Annotated in this window: 19 protein-coding genes, 1 tRNA gene and 1 pseudogene; 13 read left to right on the plus strand and 8 right to left on the minus strand. The window is 69.6% G+C overall.

Annotation, left to right across the window (positions count from 1 at the left end):
* Window positions 1-5 precede the first annotated feature (5 nt).
* The 4 genes from frdA to frdD are packed head-to-tail and all read left to right on the plus strand — an operon-like array spanning window position 6 to window position 3,316.
* Complete coding sequence (gene frdA, locus ACWCXB_RS07920) at window positions 6-1,772, plus strand: fumarate reductase (quinol) flavoprotein subunit (RefSeq protein ID WP_450720187.1); 1,767 nt, start codon at window positions 6-8, stop codon at window positions 1,770-1,772.
* 2 nt (window positions 1,773-1,774) lie between these two features.
* Window positions 1,775-2,542: a succinate dehydrogenase iron-sulfur subunit gene (sdhB, locus tag ACWCXB_RS07925; RefSeq protein ID WP_450720189.1), complete on the plus strand. Its 768-nt coding sequence runs from the start codon at window positions 1,775-1,777 to the stop codon at window positions 2,540-2,542.
* A complete protein-coding gene (locus ACWCXB_RS07930) occupies window positions 2,539-2,949 on the plus strand; it encodes a hypothetical protein (RefSeq protein WP_450720191.1) in 411 nt (136 codons plus the stop codon). Before sdhB ends, ACWCXB_RS07930 begins: the two co-directional genes overlap by 4 nt.
* Window positions 2,950-2,953: 4 nt before the next feature.
* Window positions 2,954-3,316: a fumarate reductase subunit FrdD gene (gene frdD, locus ACWCXB_RS07935; RefSeq protein WP_450720193.1), complete on the plus strand. Its 363-nt coding sequence runs from the start codon at window positions 2,954-2,956 to the stop codon at window positions 3,314-3,316.
* Window positions 3,317-3,524: 208 nt separating this feature from the next.
* Here the strand turns inward: frdD and ACWCXB_RS07940 are convergent, their stop codons facing one another.
* Window positions 3,525-4,724, minus strand: a complete 1,200-nt coding sequence (locus tag ACWCXB_RS07940) for an RNA-guided endonuclease InsQ/TnpB family protein (RefSeq protein WP_450720195.1) — start codon at window positions 4,722-4,724, stop codon at window positions 3,525-3,527.
* 51 nt (window positions 4,725-4,775) lie between these two features.
* On the opposite strand from ACWCXB_RS07940, the gene tnpA reads away from it, so the two are divergent.
* Window positions 4,776-5,204, plus strand: a complete 429-nt coding sequence (gene tnpA, locus ACWCXB_RS07945) for an IS200/IS605 family transposase (protein ID WP_450720197.1) — start codon at window positions 4,776-4,778, stop codon at window positions 5,202-5,204.
* A 683-nt stretch (window positions 5,205-5,887) separates the two neighbouring features.
* Here the strand turns inward: tnpA and ACWCXB_RS07950 are convergent.
* Entirely contained in the window at window positions 5,888-7,939 is a 2,052-nt protein-coding gene (locus tag ACWCXB_RS07950; protein ID WP_450720199.1) for a DUF1996 domain-containing protein, read from the minus strand.
* Here ACWCXB_RS07950 and ACWCXB_RS07955 point away from each other — a divergent pair.
* The 3 genes from ACWCXB_RS07955 (at window position 7,917) to ACWCXB_RS07965 (ending at window position 10,136) form a co-directional block, all read left to right on the plus strand.
* Window positions 7,917-8,387 (plus strand): helix-turn-helix transcriptional regulator, encoded by a 471-nt coding sequence (locus tag ACWCXB_RS07955; RefSeq protein WP_450720201.1) that lies wholly within the window; start codon window positions 7,917-7,919, stop codon window positions 8,385-8,387. The two genes, ACWCXB_RS07950 and ACWCXB_RS07955, sit on opposite strands and share 23 nt — an antisense overlap.
* Before the next feature lie 109 nt (window positions 8,388-8,496).
* Window positions 8,497-9,591: a baeRF2 domain-containing protein gene (locus ACWCXB_RS07960; protein ID WP_450720203.1), complete on the plus strand. Its 1,095-nt coding sequence runs from the start codon at window positions 8,497-8,499 to the stop codon at window positions 9,589-9,591.
* Entirely contained in the window at window positions 9,588-10,136 is a 549-nt protein-coding gene (locus tag ACWCXB_RS07965; RefSeq protein ID WP_450720205.1) for an NTPase, read from the plus strand. The genes ACWCXB_RS07960 and ACWCXB_RS07965 overlap by 4 nt, the downstream gene beginning before the upstream one ends.
* A 68-nt stretch (window positions 10,137-10,204) precedes the next feature.
* Here the strand turns inward: ACWCXB_RS07965 and ACWCXB_RS07970 are convergent, their stop codons facing one another.
* A complete protein-coding gene (locus ACWCXB_RS07970) occupies window positions 10,205-11,053 on the minus strand; it encodes an SDR family NAD(P)-dependent oxidoreductase (RefSeq protein WP_450720207.1) in 849 nt (282 codons plus the stop codon).
* Window positions 11,054-11,143: 90 nt separating this feature from the next.
* Here ACWCXB_RS07970 and ACWCXB_RS07975 point away from each other — a divergent pair, with 90 nt between their 5' ends.
* A complete protein-coding gene (locus ACWCXB_RS07975; RefSeq protein ID WP_450720208.1) occupies window positions 11,144-11,620 on the plus strand; it encodes a MarR family winged helix-turn-helix transcriptional regulator in 477 nt (158 codons plus the stop codon).
* Window positions 11,621-11,774: 154 nt separating this feature from the next.
* Here the strand turns inward: ACWCXB_RS07975 and ACWCXB_RS07980 are convergent.
* Window positions 11,775-11,848, minus strand: a tRNA-Pro gene (locus tag ACWCXB_RS07980).
* Window positions 11,849-11,973: 125 nt separating this feature from the next.
* Here ACWCXB_RS07980 and ACWCXB_RS07985 point away from each other — a divergent pair.
* Window positions 11,974-12,678, plus strand: coding sequence for a transketolase (locus ACWCXB_RS07985; RefSeq protein ID WP_450720210.1), 705 nt, complete (start codon window positions 11,974-11,976; stop codon window positions 12,676-12,678).
* Window positions 12,679-12,745: 67 nt separating this feature from the next.
* Window positions 12,746-13,637, plus strand: a pseudogene (locus tag ACWCXB_RS07990) (transketolase family protein).
* Between the two features lie 51 nt (window positions 13,638-13,688).
* Here ACWCXB_RS07990 and ACWCXB_RS07995 read toward each other — a convergent pair.
* The 3 genes from ACWCXB_RS07995 to tgmA all read right to left on the minus strand — a co-directional run bounded on the left by ACWCXB_RS07995 (window position 13,689) and on the right by tgmA (window position 15,170).
* On the minus strand, window positions 13,689-13,925 hold the full coding sequence (locus ACWCXB_RS07995) for a chaplin (RefSeq protein WP_450720564.1): 237 nt from the start codon (window positions 13,923-13,925) through the stop codon (window positions 13,689-13,691).
* A 104-nt stretch (window positions 13,926-14,029) separates the two neighbouring features.
* Window positions 14,030-14,962, minus strand: a complete 933-nt coding sequence (tgmB, locus tag ACWCXB_RS08000) for an ATP-grasp ribosomal peptide maturase (RefSeq protein WP_450720212.1) — start codon at window positions 14,960-14,962, stop codon at window positions 14,030-14,032.
* 16 nt (window positions 14,963-14,978) lie between these two features.
* On the minus strand, window positions 14,979-15,170 hold the full coding sequence (tgmA, locus tag ACWCXB_RS08005; RefSeq protein ID WP_450720214.1) for a putative ATP-grasp-modified RiPP: 192 nt from the start codon (window positions 15,168-15,170) through the stop codon (window positions 14,979-14,981).
* Between the two features lie 451 nt (window positions 15,171-15,621).
* Between tgmA and ACWCXB_RS08010 the strand changes: the two genes are divergently transcribed.
* Both ACWCXB_RS08010 and ACWCXB_RS08015 read left to right on the plus strand, forming a co-directional pair.
* Entirely contained in the window at window positions 15,622-19,149 is a 3,528-nt protein-coding gene (locus tag ACWCXB_RS08010) for a ThuA domain-containing protein (RefSeq protein WP_450720216.1), read from the plus strand.
* A gap of 13 nt (window positions 19,150-19,162) precedes the next feature.
* Window positions 19,163-20,050: a sugar phosphate isomerase/epimerase family protein gene (locus tag ACWCXB_RS08015; protein ID WP_450720218.1), complete on the plus strand. Its 888-nt coding sequence runs from the start codon at window positions 19,163-19,165 to the stop codon at window positions 20,048-20,050.
* A gap of 13 nt (window positions 20,051-20,063) precedes the next feature.
* Here ACWCXB_RS08015 and ACWCXB_RS08020 read toward each other — a convergent pair whose 3' ends face one another.
* Window positions 20,064-20,600 carry an N-acetyltransferase family protein gene (locus ACWCXB_RS08020; protein WP_450720566.1) on the minus strand — a complete coding sequence of 179 codons (537 nt, stop codon included), beginning with the start codon at window positions 20,598-20,600 and terminating at the stop codon, window positions 20,064-20,066.

Below are 20,600 nucleotides of genomic sequence, written 5' to 3' on the forward strand. Positions count from 1 at the left end.
GTGACATGACCGCTTCCCAGGACGTCATCGCGTCCCACGACGTCGTCGTGATCGGGGGCGGAGGGGCGGGGCTGCGTGCGGCCATCGCCGTCGCGGAGACCGATCCGGGACTGAGCGTGGCGATCATCTCGAAGGTCTACCCCATGCGCAGCCACACGGTGTCCGCCGAGGGCGGAGCCGCCGCCGTCGCCGGTGCTGACGACAGTCTCGACGAGCACGCCTACGACACCGTGTCCGGCGGGGACTGGCTCTGCGACCAGGACGCCGTGGAGGCCTTCGTCCACGAGGCACCGCGCGAGCTGCTGCGGCTCGAGCACTGGGGCTGCCCGTGGAGCCGGACGGAGGACGGGCACATCGCGGTCCGGGCCTTCGGCGGCATGAAGAAGATGCGCACCTGGTTCGCCGCCGACAAGACCGGCTTCCACCTGTTGCACACGCTGTTCCAGACGGCGCTGTCGTACCGGGACATCGTGCGCTACGACGAGTGGTTCGTCAGCACGCTGCTGGTCGACGACGGCCGGGTGCGCGGCGTGGTGGCGATCGAGCTGGCCACCGGCCGGGTCGAGACGATCATCGCCCGCGCGGTCATCGTGTGCACCGGCGGCTGCGGCCGGGTCTATCCCTTCACCACCAACGCCAACATCAAGACCGGTGACGGCATGGCCCTGGCCTACCGGGCGGGCGCGCCGCTCAAGGACATGGAGTTCGTCCAGTACCACCCCACGGGCCTGCCGTTCACCGGGATCCTGATCACGGAGGCCGCTCGCGCCGAGGGCGGGTGGCTGCTCAACAAGGACGGCTACCGCTATCTGCAGGACTACGACCTCGGCAGGCCCGAACCCGTGCCCGTGCTGCGCAGCATGGAGCTCGGGCCCAGGGACCGGCTCTCGCAGGCGTTCGTGCACGAGCTCGACAAGGGCAGGACCACACCGACGCCGCACGGGCCCGTCGTCCATCTCGACCTGCGCCATCTCGGCGCCGCGCTCATCGACACCAAGCTCCCCTTCGTACGGGAATTGTGTCTGCGGTACCAGAACATCGACCCGGTCACCGAGCTGGTCCCGGTGCGGCCGGTGGTCCACTACATGATGGGCGGGATCCACACCGGCATGGACGGTGCCACCGGTCTCGACGGCCTGTACGCCGCCGGTGAGGTGGCCTGCGTGAGCATCAACGGGGCCAACCGGCTTGGCTCCAACTCGCTTCCGGAGCTGCTGGTGTTCGGTGCCCGGGCCGGCCGGGCCGCGGCCGAGTCGGCGCGTGCCGCCGCCGGGTCCGGGCCCGGCGCCGCCGTGCTGGCCCGGGCCCGCGACGAGCGACGGCGGCTCGACCGCCTGGTCTCCGAGCACACGGACGGCCGGGGGCGCATCGCGGACATCCGTACGGCGATGCAGGACACCATGGAGAACGCGGCCGGGATCTACCGCGACCGCGACTCCCTCGACAAGGCGGCAGACACCCTGCTCCAGCTGCGCGAACGCTTCGGCCGCGCGGCGATCGACGATCACAGCCGGGCGTTCAACACCGAGCTGATCACCCTGTTGGAGCTGTCGTTCATGCTGGATGTGGCCGACACCATCGTGCGGTGCGCGCTGCTGCGCGAGGAGTCGCGCGGCGCACATCAGCGCACGGACTTCCCGGCCCGGGACGACCGGCGCTATCTGGCGCATTCGCTCGTCCACCGTGAAGCGGACGGTTCCGCGCGCGTGGAGTATCTGCCGGTGACGATCACCCGCTGGTCCCCGGGTGAGCGCGTGTACGGGAGGCAGTAGCGATGACCCACAAAGCGGCGACGACGGACACCGACCGGATCACCCTGCAGGTCGCCCGCTACCGGCCGGAGCAGGAGACGGAGCCGACCTGGCAGTCGTACGAGGTGCCGCTGCGCAAGGAATGGACGGTCCTCGACGGACTCAACCACATCAAGGACCATGTGGACGGGACGCTGTCGTACCGCTGGTCGTGCCGGATGGGCATCTGCGGCAGCTGCGGGATGACCGTCAACGGCGAACCCCAGCTGACCTGTTCGTCGTTCCTGACCGATGCCGCGCCGGGGCCCGTACGGGTGGAGCCGCTGGGCAATTTCCCCGTCATCCGCGATCTCGTCGTCGAGATCAGCGACTTCATGAACAAGCTGACCGAGGTGAAACCCTGGATCATCCGTGCCGAGGACAAGCCGCTGGACGAGGGCGAGTTCCCGCAGCGGCCGGAGGAGATGGACGAGTACAAGCAGTACAGCATGTGCATCAACTGCATGCTCTGCTACGCGGCCTGCCCGGTGTACGCGCTCGATCCGGGCTTCGTCGGCCCGGCAGCCATCGCGCTCGCCCAGCGCTACAACCTCGACTCGCGGGACGAGGGTGCCGAGGACCGGCGGGACGTGCTGAGCTCGGCGGCGGGCGTCTGGGCCTGCACCCTGGTCGGCGAGTGCACCACGGCCTGTCCCAAGGGCGTGGACCCGGCCGGCGCCATCCAGCGTTACAAGCTCACGGCGGCGACACGGTCGCTCAAGGAGCTGCTCTGGCCACGGGGCTCGCAATGAGCCGGTCGTCCGCCCGGCCCCGCCCGGCGTTGTACCGAAAGCCCGTCCCCGCCTTCTGGTGGCTGGAGCGGCGCGCCTATTTCGTGTTCGTGCTGCGGGAACTCAGCAGTGTCTTCATCGCCTGGTTCGTCGTGTACCTGCTGCTGCTCGCCTGCGCGGTCGCCGACGGCGGTGACGCATACGCCCGGTTCCGGACCTGGAGCTCGGGCGGATGGATCGTCGCGCTGAACATGATCGCCCTGCTGTTCGTCCTGCTGCACACGATCACCTGGTTCGGCCTGGCGCCGCGGGCCCTCGTGGTGCGCCTGCACGGCCGGCGCGTGCGCCCGCGCTCGATCGTGGCACTCCACTACCTGCTGTGGGCATTGCTGTCGGCGGCCACGGCCTGGCTGATCCTGGGCGGGTAGCACGATGGGCAGGAGCAGAAGCAGGAGATCACCGGAGCCGCTGCTGTGGCTGCTCTTCAGCGCGGGCGGTACGGCCGCGGCCCTGCTCGTCCCCGTGCTGCTGTTCCTCTTCGGCGTCGCCTTCCCCCTGGGCTGGCTCCCGACCCCCGACCACGCCCATCTGCTCTCCGTGCTGCGGCAGCCCGTCACCAAGGTGATCCTCCTCGGCCTGTGCGTGCTGTGCCTCTTCCACTGGGCCCACCGCTTCCGCTACACGCTGTACGACGGCCTGCGGCTCAAGAGGCTCGGCGGCGTGATCGCCCTGTTCTGCTACGGCGGGGCGGTGGCGGGATCGGTTGCGGCGGGAGTGGTGCTGTTCGGGGTCTGACCGGAGCCGCCGTCCGGCGCCGAAGTTGCCGCCGGGCGGCATGTCAGGCACCGCTCGGTGCCGTCCCATGCTTCCCATCCGAAGGCCGCGGGCGACAGTGACCGCCCCTCGAGTTCTTCGCGCACCGCGACGCGATACTCCCAGACCGCGCCCCCCAGGGGTGGTAGGCGTCGTGACTCCTCCCCCACCTGAAGGTGGGGGCTTCTCGCTATGCCGGTTGGGCTTCGCGACGGACCAGCCCGGCCCGTAGAACGTTCAGGGCGCCCACCGTGTCAGCGTGCGCCTGGTGGCCGCACGAGAGGCAGTGGAACTTCTCCTGTGTGGGCCGGTTCTCCTTGGCGGTGTGTCCGCATTCGGGGCACCGCCGGGAGGTGTTGCGGGGATCCACGGCCATCACTTCCCGTCCGGCACTCTCAGCCTTGGCGTTCAGGATCGCGAGGAACACCCCCCATCCGGCATCAGCGATCGAACGGTTCAACCCTGCCTTGGCGGCGGCCCCGTTGGGCAGGAACGTGCCCGGCTGGTCGGGGTCGGGCTTGGGTGCGGGGGTGGCGCTCATGTTGCGGATCTTGAGGTCCTCGTACGCGATGAAATCGTGTTCGCGTGCGAGGACAAGAGCGGTCTTGTGTGCGTGATCCAGGCGCTGGCGGCGGACCTTGCGGTGCAGGGTGGCAACCTTCTGCACGGCCTCGCGGCGGCGCTTCGAACCGCGCTTGCACCGGGAGAGGGCTTGTTGTGCGGCTTCGAGTTTCGCGGCTGCCTTGCGGGCGTGGCGAGGGTTGGCGACGTGCTCACCGTTGGATGTGGTGAGGAACGAGGCTATGCCCATGTCGATGCCGACCACGCTGCCGGTCGGGGGCAGCGGCTCGGGTTCGGCCAGCTCGGCGGTCAGCACTACGTACCAGCGCTTGCCCTCACGCTTGACCGAGACGGTCTTGACCTTGCCGACCACGGCGCGGTGCTGGTGCACGCGCACGTGTCCGACGCCTTGGAGGCGGACGCGGGTCACCGGGTCATGCGGGGTGGAGTCCCAGCGGCAGCCGTCGCCGTCCTTGGGGAAGTCCACCGTGTCGAAGCGGCCGACACCGCGAAAGCGCGGGTAACCGGGGTTGTCTCCGGCTTTGATACGGCGGAAGAACGCGGCGAACGCCTTGTCGAGACGCCGCAAGGTGGCCTGCTGCGAGCTGAAGGACCAGCGTCCCTGCCGCTCGGGGTCGAAGGCCCGGATCTCCTTGAGCTGCGCGGACTGCTGCCCGTACCGGACCGTCGTCTTCGAGACGTGCCGGTAGGCGTCGCGGCGTTCCTGCAAGGCCCCGTTGTAGAGGGAGCAGTGATCCCGCAGCATCTCGCCCAGTGCGATCGTCTGGCCCACGGTGGGCCGCATGAGGAACTTGTACGCACGGATCACCCGGCCCACCCCCTTCGGTTCGAGTCAGCGTGATCATTCTACACTTAGTGTATGTCACCACGCTGGGAACCAAACCCCGATATCCGCACGGGCCGCCACGTCGCTTACAACCTTCACGCTCACTTGGTGTTCGTCACGAAGTCCCGGCGCGGCATCTTCGATGACGACATGCTCAGGCGGTGCGAGGAGATCATTCGCGACGTGTGCGCCAGCTTCGAAGTGGAGCTGCGGGAGTTCAACGGCGAGGCCGACCACGTACACCTGCTGGTGCACTACCCGCCGAAGATCGCCCTGTCCAAGCTGATCAACAGCCTCAAGGGCGTCAGTTCCCGGTACCTTCGCGCCGAGTACACCGGCCGCATAAACAGCGTCGGCATGGGTTCGACGTTCTGGTCCCGCTCGTACTTCGCGGGCTCCTGCGGCGGCGCACCGCTGACCGTGATCCGCCAGTACATCGAAGGACAGAAGCGGCCCCTGTGACCCTCACGGCGGACGTGCAGAGACCTACGACGCTTCACGCCTCCGAGCCAAGGGTGCGTTTCCCTCCCCGACTGAAGCCGGGGATACCCACGCAAGATCACGGATGGAAGGCAGACGACGTCAGCGAAGCCCCCCGCGGCGACGGCACGCTGTAGGACACGAAGCCGCTCGAACATCGCCTGCCCCGCGCCGGCGACCGCGGTGCTGGCGTCGATGAACAGCCTTTCGCGCGCTTCGTAGATCCCGGCGTCGTTCAGCGCCGCGCGGGTGACCGCGTCCAGGTCGGCATCGGCACCCGGGTCCTCGGCGATCTGACGCAGCCGGGCATGGCATGCCCCGGCGGCAGCGATGAACTCGATGTACACGGCGCGTCTGCGTGACCCCACACCGCGGTCGTCCTCGTGACGACGGCGCAGATGATCGGCCAGAACCGTGCCGGATATGGCGATCGAGCCACCGCTGACCGTCGCGATGAGAGTCCCCCAGTCCACGTCTGCCCCCGTAGTGATCCGCCGCGCCGCCGGTCCGAATCTACGCGGGTGTCCACCACAGGCGACAGAGCGGGCCAGGCCATCCGTGTCCCCCGCCGGGCTCCCGCGCATCCCGCAGACGGCCGCTTCGGTATGCGCCGGGAGCCCGTGGGCAGCATGGATGGCCCGGCGGGGGCTGGAGCAGAGCCGACGTCACCGATGTCGGGCGTGCTCCCGGCGGTTGCGCGTCCGAAGGAGCACGATGCCCGCGATCAGCAGCGCGGCTCCGGCCGCGGAGGGCCACAGCTGGGCGCCGGTGGCGGCGAGCCCGCCCCCGGCTGCCTGGGGCTCGTTGACGGTGTCGGGGACAGGATTGTTCTTACGAGCATCCGGCGTGGCCTGAGGGCTGGATGTGCCGGCACCCGCCCCGGAGAGAACCTTGGGCTTCTGGGCCTCAGGCTGCTGCACCGCGGGCTTCTCGGGCTCCGGCTGCTGCACTGCGGGCTTCTCAGGCTCCGGCTGCTGCACCGCGGGCTTCTGGGCCTCCGGCTGCTGCACCGCGGACTTCTCAGGCTCCGGCTGCTGCACCGCGGACTTCTCAGGCTCCGGCTGCTGCACCGCGGACTTCTCAGGCTCCGGCTGCTGGCCCTCGAGTTCCTCACCACCGGGCTTCTCACCACCGGGCTCCTCAGCCCCCGGCTCCTCACCACCAGGCTCCTCACCACCAGGCTCCTGACCACCAGGCTCCTGACCACCAGGCTCTTCACCCCCAGGCTCCTGACCATCGCCGGCCGGAGGGGCCCCGGGGCCGCCGGCGTCGCCGGGGCCGCAGCGGCGTCCGTCGTTGATGCAGCTCACCATGCCCTGCATCAGATCGTCGTCGAAGACGTTGATGAAGTCGCCGTGGTCGGTGACCGGCTTGTGCAGCTGCTCTGGGAAGGAGTCAACCGCGAACACCACGGGGTTCTCACCGTCGAGGACCGGCGGAGGCACGTTGTAGACGATCCGCTGCACGAGCTGCGGGATGGCCTTGAAGCCGTTCTGGCAGCGGCCGTTCTCGTCGGCGAAGGCCACATGCGTACGGTGGTTGGCGCTGTCCGTGTTCTGACCGTCCCAGCAGCTCTGGAACTTGAAGGTCCGCACCACCTGGCTGCCCTCGGGACAGATGGGGTACTTGTCCTTCAACTGGCGGTCCTCGAAGCCGGTGCAGCTCCACGAGGCGTTGGCATTCGCGTTGCCGTTGACGAAGGCTTTGGCGTCACCGGTGATGATCCGCAGGAATCGCGGCATCGCGGCGACCTTGCCGACAGGGCTGCCCACGAAGTTCAGCGTGACCTCGCCCGGAGTGAGGATCTTTCCGACGTTCTTGTCCTTCCCGCCGCCGTCGGCGTCGGCATCGGCCTCGTTCTGATCGTTCTGCAGGCGCAGCACCGGCCAGTAGTACGTCGACTTGTCCCCCTGGTCGCGGCACGTGGTCGCGCCGTTTGCAAGATCGTCGTCACTCGCGAAGGCGTCATTGGCCTGGTTGCCGACGTAGTCGTGCATATGGTGCGCGCCATTGCTCACACCGGGCGCAACGATCACGTTGTCCGGATTGAACTTGCCGTTGGCGTTCACGCCGCAGTCGGTGGAGAAGGTGCCGCGAGAGGCGTCGCCGAGCCGGCGAGGGCTCTGGACATTCGGCTGGACGGACTGGATGTCGACGAAGTCGGATGCCTCAGGACCGTTGCCCGCCTGGCCGACGCCACCCTGATTCCCGTTGCCCTGATTCCCGTTGCCCTGATCGCCCTCGCCGTTGCCGTTGTCCTGACCGTCGCCCTCACCGGAGCCGGCTCCGCCCGCGTCGTCCGCGTCGTCCACCTGCAAGGTACAAGGAGCCATGGACTCCAGCCCCTGCGGGCGCTCCCCGGTCACACGGCTGATCGCTATGACGATGCGCTCGATGCTCGCCGTGCGCTTGCTCTTCAGCGGCCCGAGGACTGCGTTCTCGGCGAACTGCGGATCCCGCGCTATCTGTTCCTGCTCATCGACGAACCGCTCGTACGCCTCGGTGATCTGGCTGTCCATCGTGGCGAGTTCACGATCGACCTCCGGCCTGGCGCCCTCCGGGACCTCGGGGAGCCCGTTCGCAACCTCAGGACACTTGATGGTGGACGCGGAACGGATCTGGTTCTGCTGCTGGTCACCCTGTTCGCCGGGGCGGCCCCATCCTTCGCCGGCGGAGGCGTAGGTGTTGACCGCGATGAGTCCTCCCCCTGCCAGCATCAGCGCGATCGAGGCACCGACCACTCTTCTGCCGCTTTTCGAACGTCTCCGTCTGGTCTGTCTCACTGGAACTCCTGCGTCGTTTCCGGTCGGCCGTGCTCGCATCCGACTGCGGGAGGAAGCACCGAGCTACATACGGAGGAGACAGGCGGAGCGTTCAAATGAGCGTCGGCTCAATCCGATTCGGGCAGATGTCTGGCTGGGGCTCGCCAAGGAGACCCCGACCGGCGCTCCGGAACCCGCCCCGGCGGCACGCGGCAGCGTCCTCTCCGCTCTCACGGAGGCGGAGCTGCGCCTCGCGCAGCTGGTCGGCCAGGAAGCCGGCAACCAGGAGGCGGCGGCGAAGCTGTACCTGAGCGTGAAGACGGTCGAGGCCCGGCTGACCCGCATCTACCAGAAGCCGGACGTCCGCTCCCGGGCCCAGCCGGCCTCGGCACTGGGCGCCTGACCGCCGTCCGGCCCGGGTCCCGGCCGGACCTCCGTCGGCGGCCGCTCGTGCCGTCCCGCGCGAGGCGCGTGCATCATCGAAGGGAGGAGACAAGCGACAAGGAGTGGCAATGAGGTTGTCGTTCCTGCAGCCTCTCTACGCGGAGCCGGGTCCGTTCACCTCCGTCTATCTGGACACCTCGCGCGACATCGAGGATCCGGATCGGGCCATCGCGCTGCGCTGGCGCCGTCTGCGCGACGAGCTGGCCCGGCAGGGCGCGGACCTGGCGTCCATCAGCGCCGTGGAGCGGGTGGTGGGTACGGATGCGGAGCTGCCCGGCATGCACGGGCAGGCGATCTTCTCGGCCCACGGGGCGCTGGTGCTGGACGGGGAGCTGCCGGCTCCGCCCGCGCACGACTTTGCGCACTACAGCACGCTTCCCGACACGATGCCCCTCGTGGCGCAGCATCTGCCGGAGATCCCCTATCTCGCGGTGGTCGTGCACTACGGCGGGCTCCCGACGGCCGGGACCGAAGGCACCGTGACCGTGGTGGCCGAGTGCGGTACGTGGCCCGTGTCCAGCGTCGCCCCGGGTGAGCGCCTGTCCCGGCACGTCCCGGTCGCACGGTGGCACGACGCCGCGGTGCGGCTCGGCCGCGAGCTCGACGAGCGCGCACGGCACGAGGGCGCCGATGTCGTCGTGGTGGGCGGGGACAAGTGGGCGTGCCGCGTCCTGGTCCGCCGTCTGCCGGACAGGCTGCGGACCAGGGTCGTACGGGTCGGCGGGCCCACGCCGACGGAGACCGGGCGAGCGCTTCTGGAGGCGCAGCTGGAGGCCGTCCTCCGCGGGCGGATGGCCGAGCACGACCGTGCGCTCGTGGAGACCTTCGTCGCCCGGCGGGCTCGGGACGGCGCCACGGCCGAGGGCCTGGCCGCCGCCGTCGCCGCGCTCCAGCGGGGCCAGGTCACCGCGCTTCTGCTCAATCCGCACATCGAGGCCCCGCCCCTGATCTGGACCGGGCTACGGCCCACCCAGCTCGCCCTCACCGAGGAGGAGCTCATGTCCTTCGGCGTACGGGCACCTCGCGAGGAGCCGGCCGACGAGGCCCTGGTCCGGGCCCTGGTGGCCACGGCCGCGGAGCTGGTCGTCGTCCCGGAGACAGAGCTGTGGCTGCGGGACGGGGTGGGGGCGCTGCTCCGGTATGCGGATGCGGGGACGCCGTGATCCGCGCAGAGGACCGGACGCCGACGAGGATCCTGCTCGAAGGACGCCCGGGCGTCGGCAAGACGACCGCCGTGCGGCGGCTGGCCGCGCTGCTGCGCACCCGTACGCTGGTCGGTTTCACGACCCAGGAGGTCCGGCAGGACGCGGCACGGGTGGGTTTCGAGCTGGAGACGCTGGACGGCCGGCGGGCCGTGCTCGCGCATGTCGGCTTCCCCGGGCCGCCGCGGGTCGGGCGTTACGGTGTGGATCTGCGCGTCATGGACGAGCTGGCGCTGTCGGCGCTGGCGCCGCTGTCAGAGCATCCGACGCCGGAGCATCTCGTACTCATCGACGAACTGGGCCGGATGGAGCTGTTCAGCTCCGCGTTCCGGGAGGTCGTGGGAACCCTGTTCACGACCGATGTCGACGTCGTCGCCACCGTGCACGCGCACCACGACCCGTTCACCGACTCCCTCAAGCGGCGTCCCGGCATCGAACTGGTCCAGGTGACTCCGCAGAACCGGGACCGTCTGCCGGAGGAGCTGGCGGCACGGCTGGGGCCCTGAGCCGCACCGCCCCTTGCGCTCATGTCAGCCGGCTCCGTGGCTCCGCTCCGTCAGCCGGCCCGGGGCGGTCAGCCGACCCAGGCACCGGTGAGGCCGAGCACGGCGGAACCGTCCAGGTCGGCGAGCTTGGTTCCGGTGAAGCCGCGCGCCCAGTCGGACGTCTGGATGCGGAACGCCGGGCGGTCGGCGGTGAGCGCCTCCAGCACCGCCTCTGCGGCCTCGGCCGGGGTCTGCGCGCTGTTGAGGAACTGCGCGACGGTTCGGTTCGCGTAGCTGTCGAGCGCCTTGGCGTAGGGTCCGGCGGCGGCGATCTCCGCCTCCACGTCGAGCTCTATGTTGTTGACGAATTCGGTGGCCACGGCGCCCGGCTCGACGACGGAGACGCTGACACCGAGCGTGGCCGCGACGGGTGCCAGGCTCTCCATGTATCCCTCGACGGCGAACTTCGCGGCGCAGTACGCCTCGTTGAACGGCTGGCCGATGACACCGCCGACGCTGGTGACGGTGATCAGACGGCCACCGGAGGCCCGCAGATGGCGCAGGGCGGCCTTGGACACGTTGAGGACGCCGAAGAAGTTGACCTCCATGACCTTGCGGATCTCGTCCACGGTCTCGTTCTCCAGAGTGCCGACGTGACCGGCGCCCGCGTTGTTGATCACGGCGTCGAGACGGCCGTGGTCGGCGATCACACCGTCGACCGCAGCGGCGACGGAGGCTTCGTCCGTCACGTCGAGCTGCCGGATGTCGAGCTCGACCCCCGCCTCGGCGGCGGCCTTGCGCAGCGCGTCGGCGCGGCCGGTGTCACGCAGGGTCGCCACGGTGTGCCAGCCGGCCCGAGCCGCGGCTACTGCGGCGGCGAGGCCGATGCCGGAGGAGGTGCCGGTGATCAGAACAACCTTGGAAGGGGTGGAAGACATGGTGCGGCCTTTCGCATGGAAAGCAATTAGGTGCGTGTACACACACCTTAAGCATTATGTGCGCGCGCACGCAACCCGTAAGATCGGCGCATGCCGAAAAGGAAGCTCACCCAGGCGGAGATGTCCGCCGCCGACTACGCCTTCTACGGGCTGGTCTGGGCCGGAACGACCCTCACCGAACGCGTCGACCGCGCCCTGAGCAAGGCCCATGACCTGCCGGTCTCCTGGTTCGAGGTCATGCTGTGGCTCGCCGGCAGCCCGGACCCGGTCCCGGCCTCGGTCCTCGGCAACAGCACCATGCTCAGCCGCAGCCAGGTCTCCCGCGTCGTCGACGCCCTCCAGAGCCGCGGCCTCGCCACCCGTACGCCGTCCGCCCGGGACGCCCGCTCCGTCGAGGTCGCCCTCACCCCGGAGGGCCACCGCCTCTTCACCGAGGCCGACGCCACGCGCCGGGAGTGTCTGGCCTCCGTCTTCACCGACCTCCTCGACCAGGAGGACCTGGAGGCGCTCGGAACGGTGTGGCGGAAGCTCAAGGCCGCCAAGGAGAGCAGCGAGGGCTCGGCCTGAGCGTACGAGCCGTGTGAGGTGAGCGCGCAAATCGTGTGCGCAAACGCGTCGTACGAGCGAGCGCGTCGTATGAGCGACCGAGACAGGCGGCGGAACGAGTCAGGGGCCGTGCCGGATCACTCCGACACGGCCCCTGGCCTTCGACTCTCATGAGTCGGGACGACAGGATTTGAACCTGCGACCCCTTGACCCCCAGTCAAGTGCGCTACCAAGCTGCGCCACGTCCCGATGCCCGCCTGACCTGGGGTTTCCCCCGGCCGAACGTGCACGAGAACCATACCGCACTTCCCCGCGTGGTCACGAACCGTTTGCCCGTTGACCTCAAGTGCGGTTGAAGTTGCACGGTGGGTGCCATGACGAACACGGGACTCATCACGACACGTGACCACCGGGACCTGAACAGGCTCATGGCCCTGATGACGGGCGACGAGAAGCACGGCCCTGCCGCGACCTCCACCCTCGATGCGCTCTGGGTGCTGTACGACCGGGTGCTGCGGGTGACTCCGGAGACGGCCGACGCACCCGGGCGGGACAGGTTCCTGCTGTCGAAGGGGCACGGGCCGATGGCGTACTACGCCGTCCTCGCCGCGATGGGGTTCTTCGACGAGGAGCTGCTGACCGGCTTCGGGTCGTACGACTCGCCGCTCGGGCACCACCCCGACCGGGTGCTCGTGCCCGGGGTCGAGATCGGGAGCGGGTCGCTGGGCCACGGGCTGCCGCTGGGCGTCGGGACCGTGCTCGGGCTGCGGGCGCAGGGGCTCGGCGATCCCCGGGTGTGGGTGCTGATCGGGGATGCCGAGCTGGACGAGGGCAGCAATCACGAGGCCATCGCGTACGCCGGGCCCGCACGCCTGGAGCAGCTGCACACGCTGGTGATCGACAACGCGTCCGCGACGTACGGATGGCCGGGCGGCATCGCCTCGCGCTTCGAGGCGGCGGGCTGGTCGGCCGAGACCGTGGACGGCCGTGATCACGAGGCCCTGTACGCGGCGTTCACCGCTCCGCACCCGGGCCTGCCGCGGGCGGTCGTGGCCCGGGTCGAGCCCAAGAACGCCTGAAGCCCGAGAGCGCAAGAAGAGACCGACGTCCGGACACGGGTCCGGCGACAGCGAGGGGAAATCGATCATGGACACGATGCGCGAGCGCTTCATCTCGACCACGACACGGCTGCTGGACGAGGACCCGAGGCTCGCCCTGGTCCTGGCCCAGCAGGGACGGCTTTCGGCAGGCCGAGCGGGCGCATCCCGAGCGGGTGATCAACGTGGGCATCCGCGAGCAGCTGATGGTCGGTGTCGGCGGCGGACTCGCCCTGACGGGCCTGCGGCCGATCGTCCACACCTTCGCCAGCTTCCTGGTGGAGCGGCCGTTCGAGCAGGTCAAGCTCGACTTCGGGCATCAGGACGTGGGCGGTGTCCTGGTGAGCGCCGGGGCGTCGTACGACTGGCCGGCGGGCGGTTTCACCCATATGGCGCCGGGTGATGTGGCGCTCCTCGACACGCTCGACGGCTGGACCGTCCATGTTCCGGGCCACCCCGACGAGGCCGAGGCTCTGCTGCGGAAGGCCGTGGCGGGCGACGACCGGGTGTATGTGCGGCTGTCACTGCAGTCGAACGACCGGGCGCGGCCGGTCGACGGCGCTCGCTTCCTGACCGTACGCGAGGGGCACGACGGGGTCGTGATCGCCGTCGGCCCCATGCTGGACAACGTCCTCGCGGCGACGGAGGGCCTGGATGTGACCGTCCTGTACGCGACGACGTTGCGGCCCTTCGACGCGGCAACGGTGCGTCGGGCGGCAGGCGGCCGGACGGCGGACGTGGCGCTCGTCGAGCCGTACCTCGCCGGTACGTCCACGTCCGCCGCCAACGACGCGCTCGCCGACATCCCGCACCGCGTCCTCGGCCTGGGCGTCGCCAGGCAGGAACTCCGCCGCTACGGCCGGATCGACGAGCACCTCACGGCACACGGACTGGACCCGGCGGGCCTGCGGGAGCGGATCGGCCGGTTCCTGGCCCGCTGATCGGGGCTCGCCGTGGCAGAGGCCGCGGGGCCTCGGCCGGGCGAGCCGCCGTCAGCCGTTGACGCAGGCGTTGCCCATGGCCGGGTTCAGCAGCCCGAGGACGCTGATGGCGTTGCCACAGGCGTTCACGGGCACCGACAGCGGTACCTGCAGGACGTTGCCCGACAGCACGCCGCCCGAACCCGACGCGGCACCGATGGCCTCGGCGCCGTTGTCCGCCACGGCGGCACCGGCACCGCCGAGGAGCGCGGCAGCGGTGAGCCCGAGGGTCGCCGCCAGAGTGCGCATACGCATGGCTTCTCCTTCACAGAAGCGGTCAGAAGTGTTCATAGACCGAAATGTCCATAGAACACGTTGACCATCCCCGGTCACTGGAGGGCCGTAACACCCCTTCACCCGTTCGACCCACCAGCGAGCCAGGACGCGACGGCCTCCGCGATGGGCTGACCGGTCTCCAGTTCGATGAATCCGAACTGGCCACCCTGGTTGCACTCCAGGAACCACCACACGCCCTCGGCGTCCTCGGCGAAGTCGAAGGCGGCGTAGGCGAGACCGGCGAGACTTGTGTAGTCGCGGACGGCGCGAGCAATGCGGTCGGGGACCTCCGCGGACTCCCAGCCGTGGCCGGTGGTGCCGTACCGGCCGTCCACCTGGTCGGACGCGGAGAGTTTGCGGGCGGCGAAGAGCCGGCCGCCGACCGAGGTCAGCCGGATGTCGGCCCGCTTCGGGATGTACTGCTGGAGCAGCGTGGGGCCGGCCGCCACTCCGGCGAAGTCGGCGTCCCGGCCGATGCGGGTGGTGGGCAGGGCCACCGGGGGGTCGCCGGCCGGCGGGCCGGACGCGGACTTCACCACGATGTCCCCGTACTGCGCGGCGAACTGCCGGGCCACACGCGGGAAGGTGGTGACGACGGTCGGCGGCACGGCGAAACCACTGCGGTGCGCCACGCCCAACTGCCAGGGCTTGCATCGCGCTTGGGCGGAGACGCAGGGATGGTTCATCCACCGCGCCGTGGCGGAGTAGAGCATTCCGTACAGCGCCTGTTCGGTCTCGGCGGTCAGCCACTCCGAGGGCTCGGGAGCGTGCGCCGCGGGCTCGCCGGGCCTGCGGACCCATATGGAGCGCAGGGCGCTCATACTCAACAGGCGTCCGTCCATGGACAGATGGCCGTAGAAGTCGCCGTGGACGTACTCGGCCGACAAGGCCGCCTCACCGGGTACGTCGGCGGGATCCAGGCGCACAAGCGGCACGCCCCGCTCGAGCAGCTTGGCGACCACCATGTCCGCCGTGACGTCCTGCCTGCAGGTCAGGATGAGCACAGTCATGTCTTGCCCGGTCTGCTCAGTCGTCGAAGTGCGTCTTGGAACCGGCCGTGGACGTGGTCGTGCCGGTGGCCAGGAGCACTGCGCGGTCGTCGACGGCGGGCCGCCCGTCGGGCAGCACGTTCAGCTGCAGGGCGGGGTCGTAGGTGTAGGGAACCGTAACCGCTGGACTCACGGCCGGGAGTACGTAGTTCAGTACGAACGGTCGCATGAGTCTCCTTCGTCGACTGTCTGCACACACGTAACTGTACGTACAGAAGTCGTAGGCAACTCATCACAATGAGTTAGCGCAGGTAGGGGCGATGGTGAAAGTCGTCACAATGAATTCGCTAAACCTTTCGACCCCCGGCGCTCGTCTTCCTGAATCGCCGGCGCCGGCCGTCGTCACTGCGTGCCCGTATCCCCCAACTCCCGGTGCACGTACAGCAGTTTGCGCGCGCCGCCCGGCGCCAGGAGTGGTGCAGGTTCGCGTACGACTCGCCCTCGTCGCCGAACGGCGCGCCACCGACACTCGCCGCTCACAGCCAACAGGCCGTCACCAGAGCCCTCTTCCGACCCATTGACCCCCCGTGACCGCGGAACCTACGCTGTGCGACGAACTCTGGAAAGCGCTTTCTGTCCGTCACGACACCCGCAGACGCCTCACCAGCACCGGGAGCGCCATGAGTAGTCGAAGAGCAATGTCACCGGTCACCGCCGTCGTGGCCCGCACAGCACGCACTGCTCGCAGTGCCGGCAGGGCACGGACGGCAATCACCGCAGTCACGGCACTACTGGCGCTGGTCATCGGACTCGGGGTGGTCACGGCCCCTCGCGCCGAGGCGGCGCCGTTCCGCGTTCTGGTCTTCTCGAAGGTCACGAACTTCTACCACGACTCCATACCGGCGGGGATCGAGGCCATCAAGAAGCTCGGGAGCGAAAACGGTTTCGAGGTCGAGGCCACCGACGACGCCACGGCCTTCACCGACGCCAACCTCGCCCGCTTCCAGGCGATCGTCTTCAACAACACCAACTCGACCCCGGAGAAGGGCGATCTGCTGAACGCCGACCAGCGGGCGGCCCTGCAGAAGTACATCCGCGCGGGCGGCGGCTGGGTCGGTGTGCACGCCGCATCGGCGAGCGAGCGCGACTGGCAGTGGTACGAGGGCCTCGTCGGCGCCATCTTCGACAAGCACCCCGCCGTCCAGACGGGCCGGATCAAGGTGCTCGACCACAGCCACCCCTCCACCCAGGGTTTGCCGGAGCTCTGGGAGCGTACGGAGGAGTGGTACAACTGGCGCACCAATCCGACCGGCAAGGTCCACACACTCGCCCAGATCAAGGTCCGCGACGGCATCACGGGGCTCGACGAGGGTGTCGACCACCCGTGGTCGTGGTGCCAGAACTACGACGGCGGCCGCTCCTGGTTCACGGCCGGCGGCCACGCATCGTCGGCGTTCCAGGAAGAGGGCTTCCTGAAGCATCTGCTGGGCGGCATCCAGTGGGCCGCGGGCGACAAGCCCGGCGACTGCACCGCGACGAAGACCGGCGCCTTCCAGCGCACTCCCCTCGTCACCAGTGATCTCGCCGACCCCTTCGAGCTGGCCGTCGCGCCCGACCGCCGCGTCTTCTTCATCCAGCGGACCGGCAAGCTGAAGGTCATCGACCAGTCGACGCTGAAGGTCACGACCGCGCTGGACTTCGCGTACACCCCGGACATGACCAGCCAGTCCGACGGACTCCTCGGGCTCGCCCTCGATCCGGGCTTCGCGACCAACAACTGGCTCTATCTGCTGCATTCGGACAAGACCGAGAAGCAGCTCAACCTTTCCCGGTTCACGGTCACGGGCAACACGGTCGACCCGGCCTCCGAGAAGCGGCTGCTGACCATCCCCACCCTGCGCGGTGAAGGCCGGGCCAACTCCCATATGGCGGGCTCCCTCGCCTTCGACAGGAGCGGCAATCTGTACGTCGCGACCGGCGACAACACCGATCCGTTCGCATCGGACGGCTACGCGCCGATCGACGAACGCGAGGGGCGTCGGGCCTGGGACGCCCAGGGCACCTCGGGCAACACCAACGATCTGCGCGGCAAGATCCTTCGCATCACCCCGCAGGCCGACGGTACGTACAAGATCCCCGACGGCAATCTCTTCGCGCCCGGCACGGACAGGACCCGCGCCGAGATCTACGCAATGGGGATGCGCAATCCGTTCCGGATCACGACGGACCCGCTGAGCGGTGCGCTGCTCGTGGCGGACTACGGACCCGACGCCCGACAGGCCAGTCCGGACCGCGGCCCCGAGGGCACCGTCGAGTACACCCGTATCACGAAGGCGGGCAACTTCGGCTGGCCGTACTGCGTCGGCAACAACACTCCCTTCAACGACTACGACTTCGCGACGAAGACGTCGGGCGCGACGTTCGACTGCGCGAAGCCGGTCAACGACTCCCCCAACAACACCGGCCTGCGGGACCTGCCGCCGGCCGAGCCCGCCACGGTCTGGTACGCGTACTCCGCGTCCGCCCAGTTCCCGGAGCTCGGCGCAGGGGGCGGCGGCCCGATGAGCGGCCCCGTCTACGACTACGACGCGGCGAACACGTACCGCACCAAGTTCCCCGAATACTTCGAGGGGAAGTGGCTGAACTACGAGCTGACACGCCGATGGTTCAAGTCCTTCTCGATCCAGCAGAAGGACCAGACCTTCACCGATCCCCGGTTCGCGCCCGCCAAGGCAGGCGATCTGCAGTCCATCAACGCGGTGTTCGGTGACATGTCATGGAACCAGCCCTTCGACGCGGACTTCGGTCCCGACGGGGCGCTGTACGTCATCGACTTCGGGCTCGGCAGCGGCACGGGCCGTGGCGGAAGCAACGAGGGCTCGGGCATCTACCGCATCGACTACGTCGCCGACGGCCGACTGCCCGACGCCAAGGCGACGGCGACCCCGGACAGCGGCCCGGGACCGCTGACCGTGCAGTTCTCCAGCGTGGGCTCCGGGCTGCCGGACGGCAAGCCGGTGACGTACGCCTGGGACTTCGACGGGAACGGAACCACGGACTCGACCGAGGCCGACCCGACGCACACGTACCGCACAAACGGCCGCTTCACGGCCCGGCTCACCGTGACGGGCCCCCAGCAGCTCACCGCGCTCGCCGTCCAGGACATCACCGTGGGCAACACCCGCCCCGAGGTGACCATCCAGCAGCCCCCGAACGGCGGCATGTTCAGCTTCGGCGACACCATCCCCTTCACCGTGCGGGTGAAGGACAGGGAGGACGGCCGGGACAGGCCGATCGACTGCTCGCGCGTCATCGTCCAGTCCCAGCTCGGGCACGACTCCCATCTGCATCCACTCGACAACTACACGGGCTGCGCGGGCGAGATCGTGACCGACGCCGGGGACAGTCACGGCCCGGGACAGAACCTGTACTACGGCATCAGCGCGCAGTACGAGGACAAGGGCGGCCCGGGCGGCGTGCCCGCGCTGACCGGGTCGGCGTCGCTGACGCTGCGTCCGGCGTTCCGCGAGGCGGAGCACTTCACGACGACTGGAGGCGCGCAGGGCGGTGCCGTCGTGGCGAGCCGGGCGGACGCCTCGGGCGGCAAGCGGCTGACCGAGATCGAGAACGGTGACTGGATCATGCTCGATCCGGCACACCTCAAAGGCATCGACTCGGTGACGGTCGGCGCCGCATCGGCCGGACTCGGCGGCACGGTCGAGTTCCGCGCCGACTCGCCCACCGGTCCGCTGCTCGGGCAGATCACCATCCCGAACACCGGCGACTGGGGCAATGTCGTCTCCCCCACCACGACGCTGAACGACCCCGGGCGCACGGTGAAGTTGTACGCGGTGTTCACGAACCCCGAGTGGTCGGCGGAGAAGCCCGATCTGTTCGCCGTCGACTGGCTGCACTTCAACGGGCGGGGCGTCGAGAAGCGCCCCGCGACCGAGGTGACGGTCACCGCGACACCCTCGACGGGCGCGGCACCGCTCACCGTGGAGCTCGCCTCGACCGTGGAGCCGGTGTCCGGGCGCACGATCGCCGCGTACCACTGGGACTTCGGCGACAACAGCAAGGCCACGGCCCCCGAGGGGCCCGGGGCGACGCACACGTACGCCAGGCCGGGCACGTACACGGCGCATCTGACCGTCACGGACGACAAGGGCGACACGACGACCGGCGCCGTCCGGATCACGGTCAGCTGAGAGGAGAGATCTCATGCATTCCACACGAAGGGCCTTCCTCGGGACGGCGCTCGGACTCGCCGCGACGGCGGGGCTGGGCACCCCGGCGGCCGCCCAGGCTGCGGTCGTGGCGGACGGGAACGAGGACGGGGACGGCTGCGGCCGGCGGCGCATCCCGCCTGCCGGACTCGGCATGCACCTGTACACGATGCGCACCTCCCTGGCCCAGGACTTCGCGGGCACGCTCGCCCGTCTCGCCGAGATCGGGTACGCCACGGTCGGCGTCAGCGGCCGCCACGGGAACAGCGCCGCCGCGATCCGGCAGATGCTCGACCAGACGCGCCTCAGGGCGGTCCTGGAGCACGTCGCGTACACCACGGTGGCCGGCAGCGGGTTGCCCCAGGCGCTGGACGACATCCACACGCTCGGCGCCCGCTGGATCGTCGTCCCGAGCCTGCCCGGCGAGATGCACACCCCGGCCGGATTCCGGGAGGCGGCGCGCACGTTCAACAAGGCGGGCCAGGCGGCCCGGGATGCCGGTCTCGGGCCGTTGCTCTTCCACAACCACGGCAGCGACCACGCCGTCGTGGAGGGCGAGAACCTCTACGAGATCCTCCTGAAGGAGACCGATCCCGAGCTGGTCTGCTTCGAGCTGGACGTGTACTGGGCGGCCAAGGGCGGGGCGGATCCGCGCACGCTGTTCGTGCGCCACCCGCGCCGCTTCCCCGCGCTCCATGTCAAGGACATGGCCCCGGACGGCGGTTTCGCCGATGTGGGGTCGGGCGTGCTCGACTTCGCCGCGATGTTCGAGACGGCGAGCAGCGGGGGTGTACGGCAGTGGCTGGTCGAACACGACTCGCCGGCCGATCCGTTCGCGACCGCGCTGAACAGCTACACGTATCTGTCGCGGCTGCGCTACTGACCCGGCGGCGCCGCTACTGCCCCAGCGGGGCCAGGCGCTTGTAGAACACCGTGGTCGGATGCAGCTCACCGGTCGGGTCGGCGGCGTAGTCGGGGATCACCCCGGCCGCCGTCCACCCGGCCCTGCGGTAGAGGGCCTCGGCCGGGCTGCCGGTCTCGGTGTCGAGGTGCAGCAGAGTGACTCCGGCGTCGGCGGCCGCGCGCTCCGCGGTGCTGAGGAGCGTGCGGCCGAGACCACGGCCGCGGGCGTCACGGTGGACGAGGAGCTTGGCGATCTCGGCGCGGTGCCCTCCGTTGGGATACGTGGCGAATCCGACGCTGATGGTGCCGGTGATGCGTCCCCCGCTGCGGGCGGTCCACAGGGCACGGCTGCCGCGGGCGAGCGCCTCGGCGTGCGCCCGCCACCAGGCCTCGGCCACGGCGCGGTCGAGCGGCGCCAGGAACCCCACCGAGGCACCGCCGTCGACCGCGTCGACGAGAATTTCAGCCAACTGCGGTGCGACCGAGTCGAGTTCGTCGGCGCGGATACGGGTCACGGTGTCCTGGGTCAT

It is taken from the genome of Streptomyces sp. NPDC001514 (assembly GCF_053597075.1).

Bases quoted from the DNA above. Each gene is read 5' to 3' on its own strand.
- ACWCXB_RS07985 (WP_450720210.1), top strand. From the start codon at position 11,974: ATGACGAACACGGGACTCATCACGACACGTGACCACCGGGACCTGAAC.
- ACWCXB_RS07975 (WP_450720208.1), top strand. From the start codon at position 11,144: ATGCCGAAAAGGAAGCTCACCCAGGCGGAGATGTCCGCCGCCGACTAC.
- ACWCXB_RS08010 (WP_450720216.1), top strand. From the start codon at position 15,622: ATGAGTAGTCGAAGAGCAATGTCACCGGTCACCGCCGTCGTGGCCCGC.
- ACWCXB_RS07995 (WP_450720564.1), bottom strand. From the start codon at position 13,925: ATGCGCACTCTGGCGGCGACCCTCGGGCTCACCGCTGCCGCGCTCCTC.
- sdhB (WP_450720189.1), top strand. From the start codon at position 1,775: ATGACCCACAAAGCGGCGACGACGGACACCGACCGGATCACCCTGCAG.
- tnpA (WP_450720197.1), top strand. From the start codon at position 4,776: ATGTCACCACGCTGGGAACCAAACCCCGATATCCGCACGGGCCGCCAC.
- frdA (WP_450720187.1), top strand. From the start codon at position 6: ATGACCGCTTCCCAGGACGTCATCGCGTCCCACGACGTCGTCGTGATC.
- ACWCXB_RS07930 (WP_450720191.1), top strand. From the start codon at position 2,539: ATGAGCCGGTCGTCCGCCCGGCCCCGCCCGGCGTTGTACCGAAAGCCC.
- ACWCXB_RS07955 (WP_450720201.1), top strand. From the start codon at position 7,917: ATGAGTCCTCCCCCTGCCAGCATCAGCGCGATCGAGGCACCGACCACT.
- ACWCXB_RS07950 (WP_450720199.1), bottom strand. From the start codon at position 7,939: ATGCTGGCAGGGGGAGGACTCATCGCGGTCAACACCTACGCCTCCGCC.
- tgmB (WP_450720212.1), bottom strand. From the start codon at position 14,962: ATGACTGTGCTCATCCTGACCTGCAGGCAGGACGTCACGGCGGACATG.
- ACWCXB_RS07960 (WP_450720203.1), top strand. From the start codon at position 8,497: ATGAGGTTGTCGTTCCTGCAGCCTCTCTACGCGGAGCCGGGTCCGTTC.
- frdD (WP_450720193.1), top strand. From the start codon at position 2,954: ATGGGCAGGAGCAGAAGCAGGAGATCACCGGAGCCGCTGCTGTGGCTG.
- ACWCXB_RS08015 (WP_450720218.1), top strand. From the start codon at position 19,163: ATGCATTCCACACGAAGGGCCTTCCTCGGGACGGCGCTCGGACTCGCC.
- ACWCXB_RS08020 (WP_450720566.1), bottom strand. From the start codon at position 20,600: ATGACCCAGGACACCGTGACCCGTATCCGCGCCGACGAACTCGACTCG.
- tgmA (WP_450720214.1), bottom strand. From the start codon at position 15,170: ATGCGACCGTTCGTACTGAACTACGTACTCCCGGCCGTGAGTCCAGCG.
- ACWCXB_RS07970 (WP_450720207.1), bottom strand. From the start codon at position 11,053: ATGTCTTCCACCCCTTCCAAGGTTGTTCTGATCACCGGCACCTCCTCC.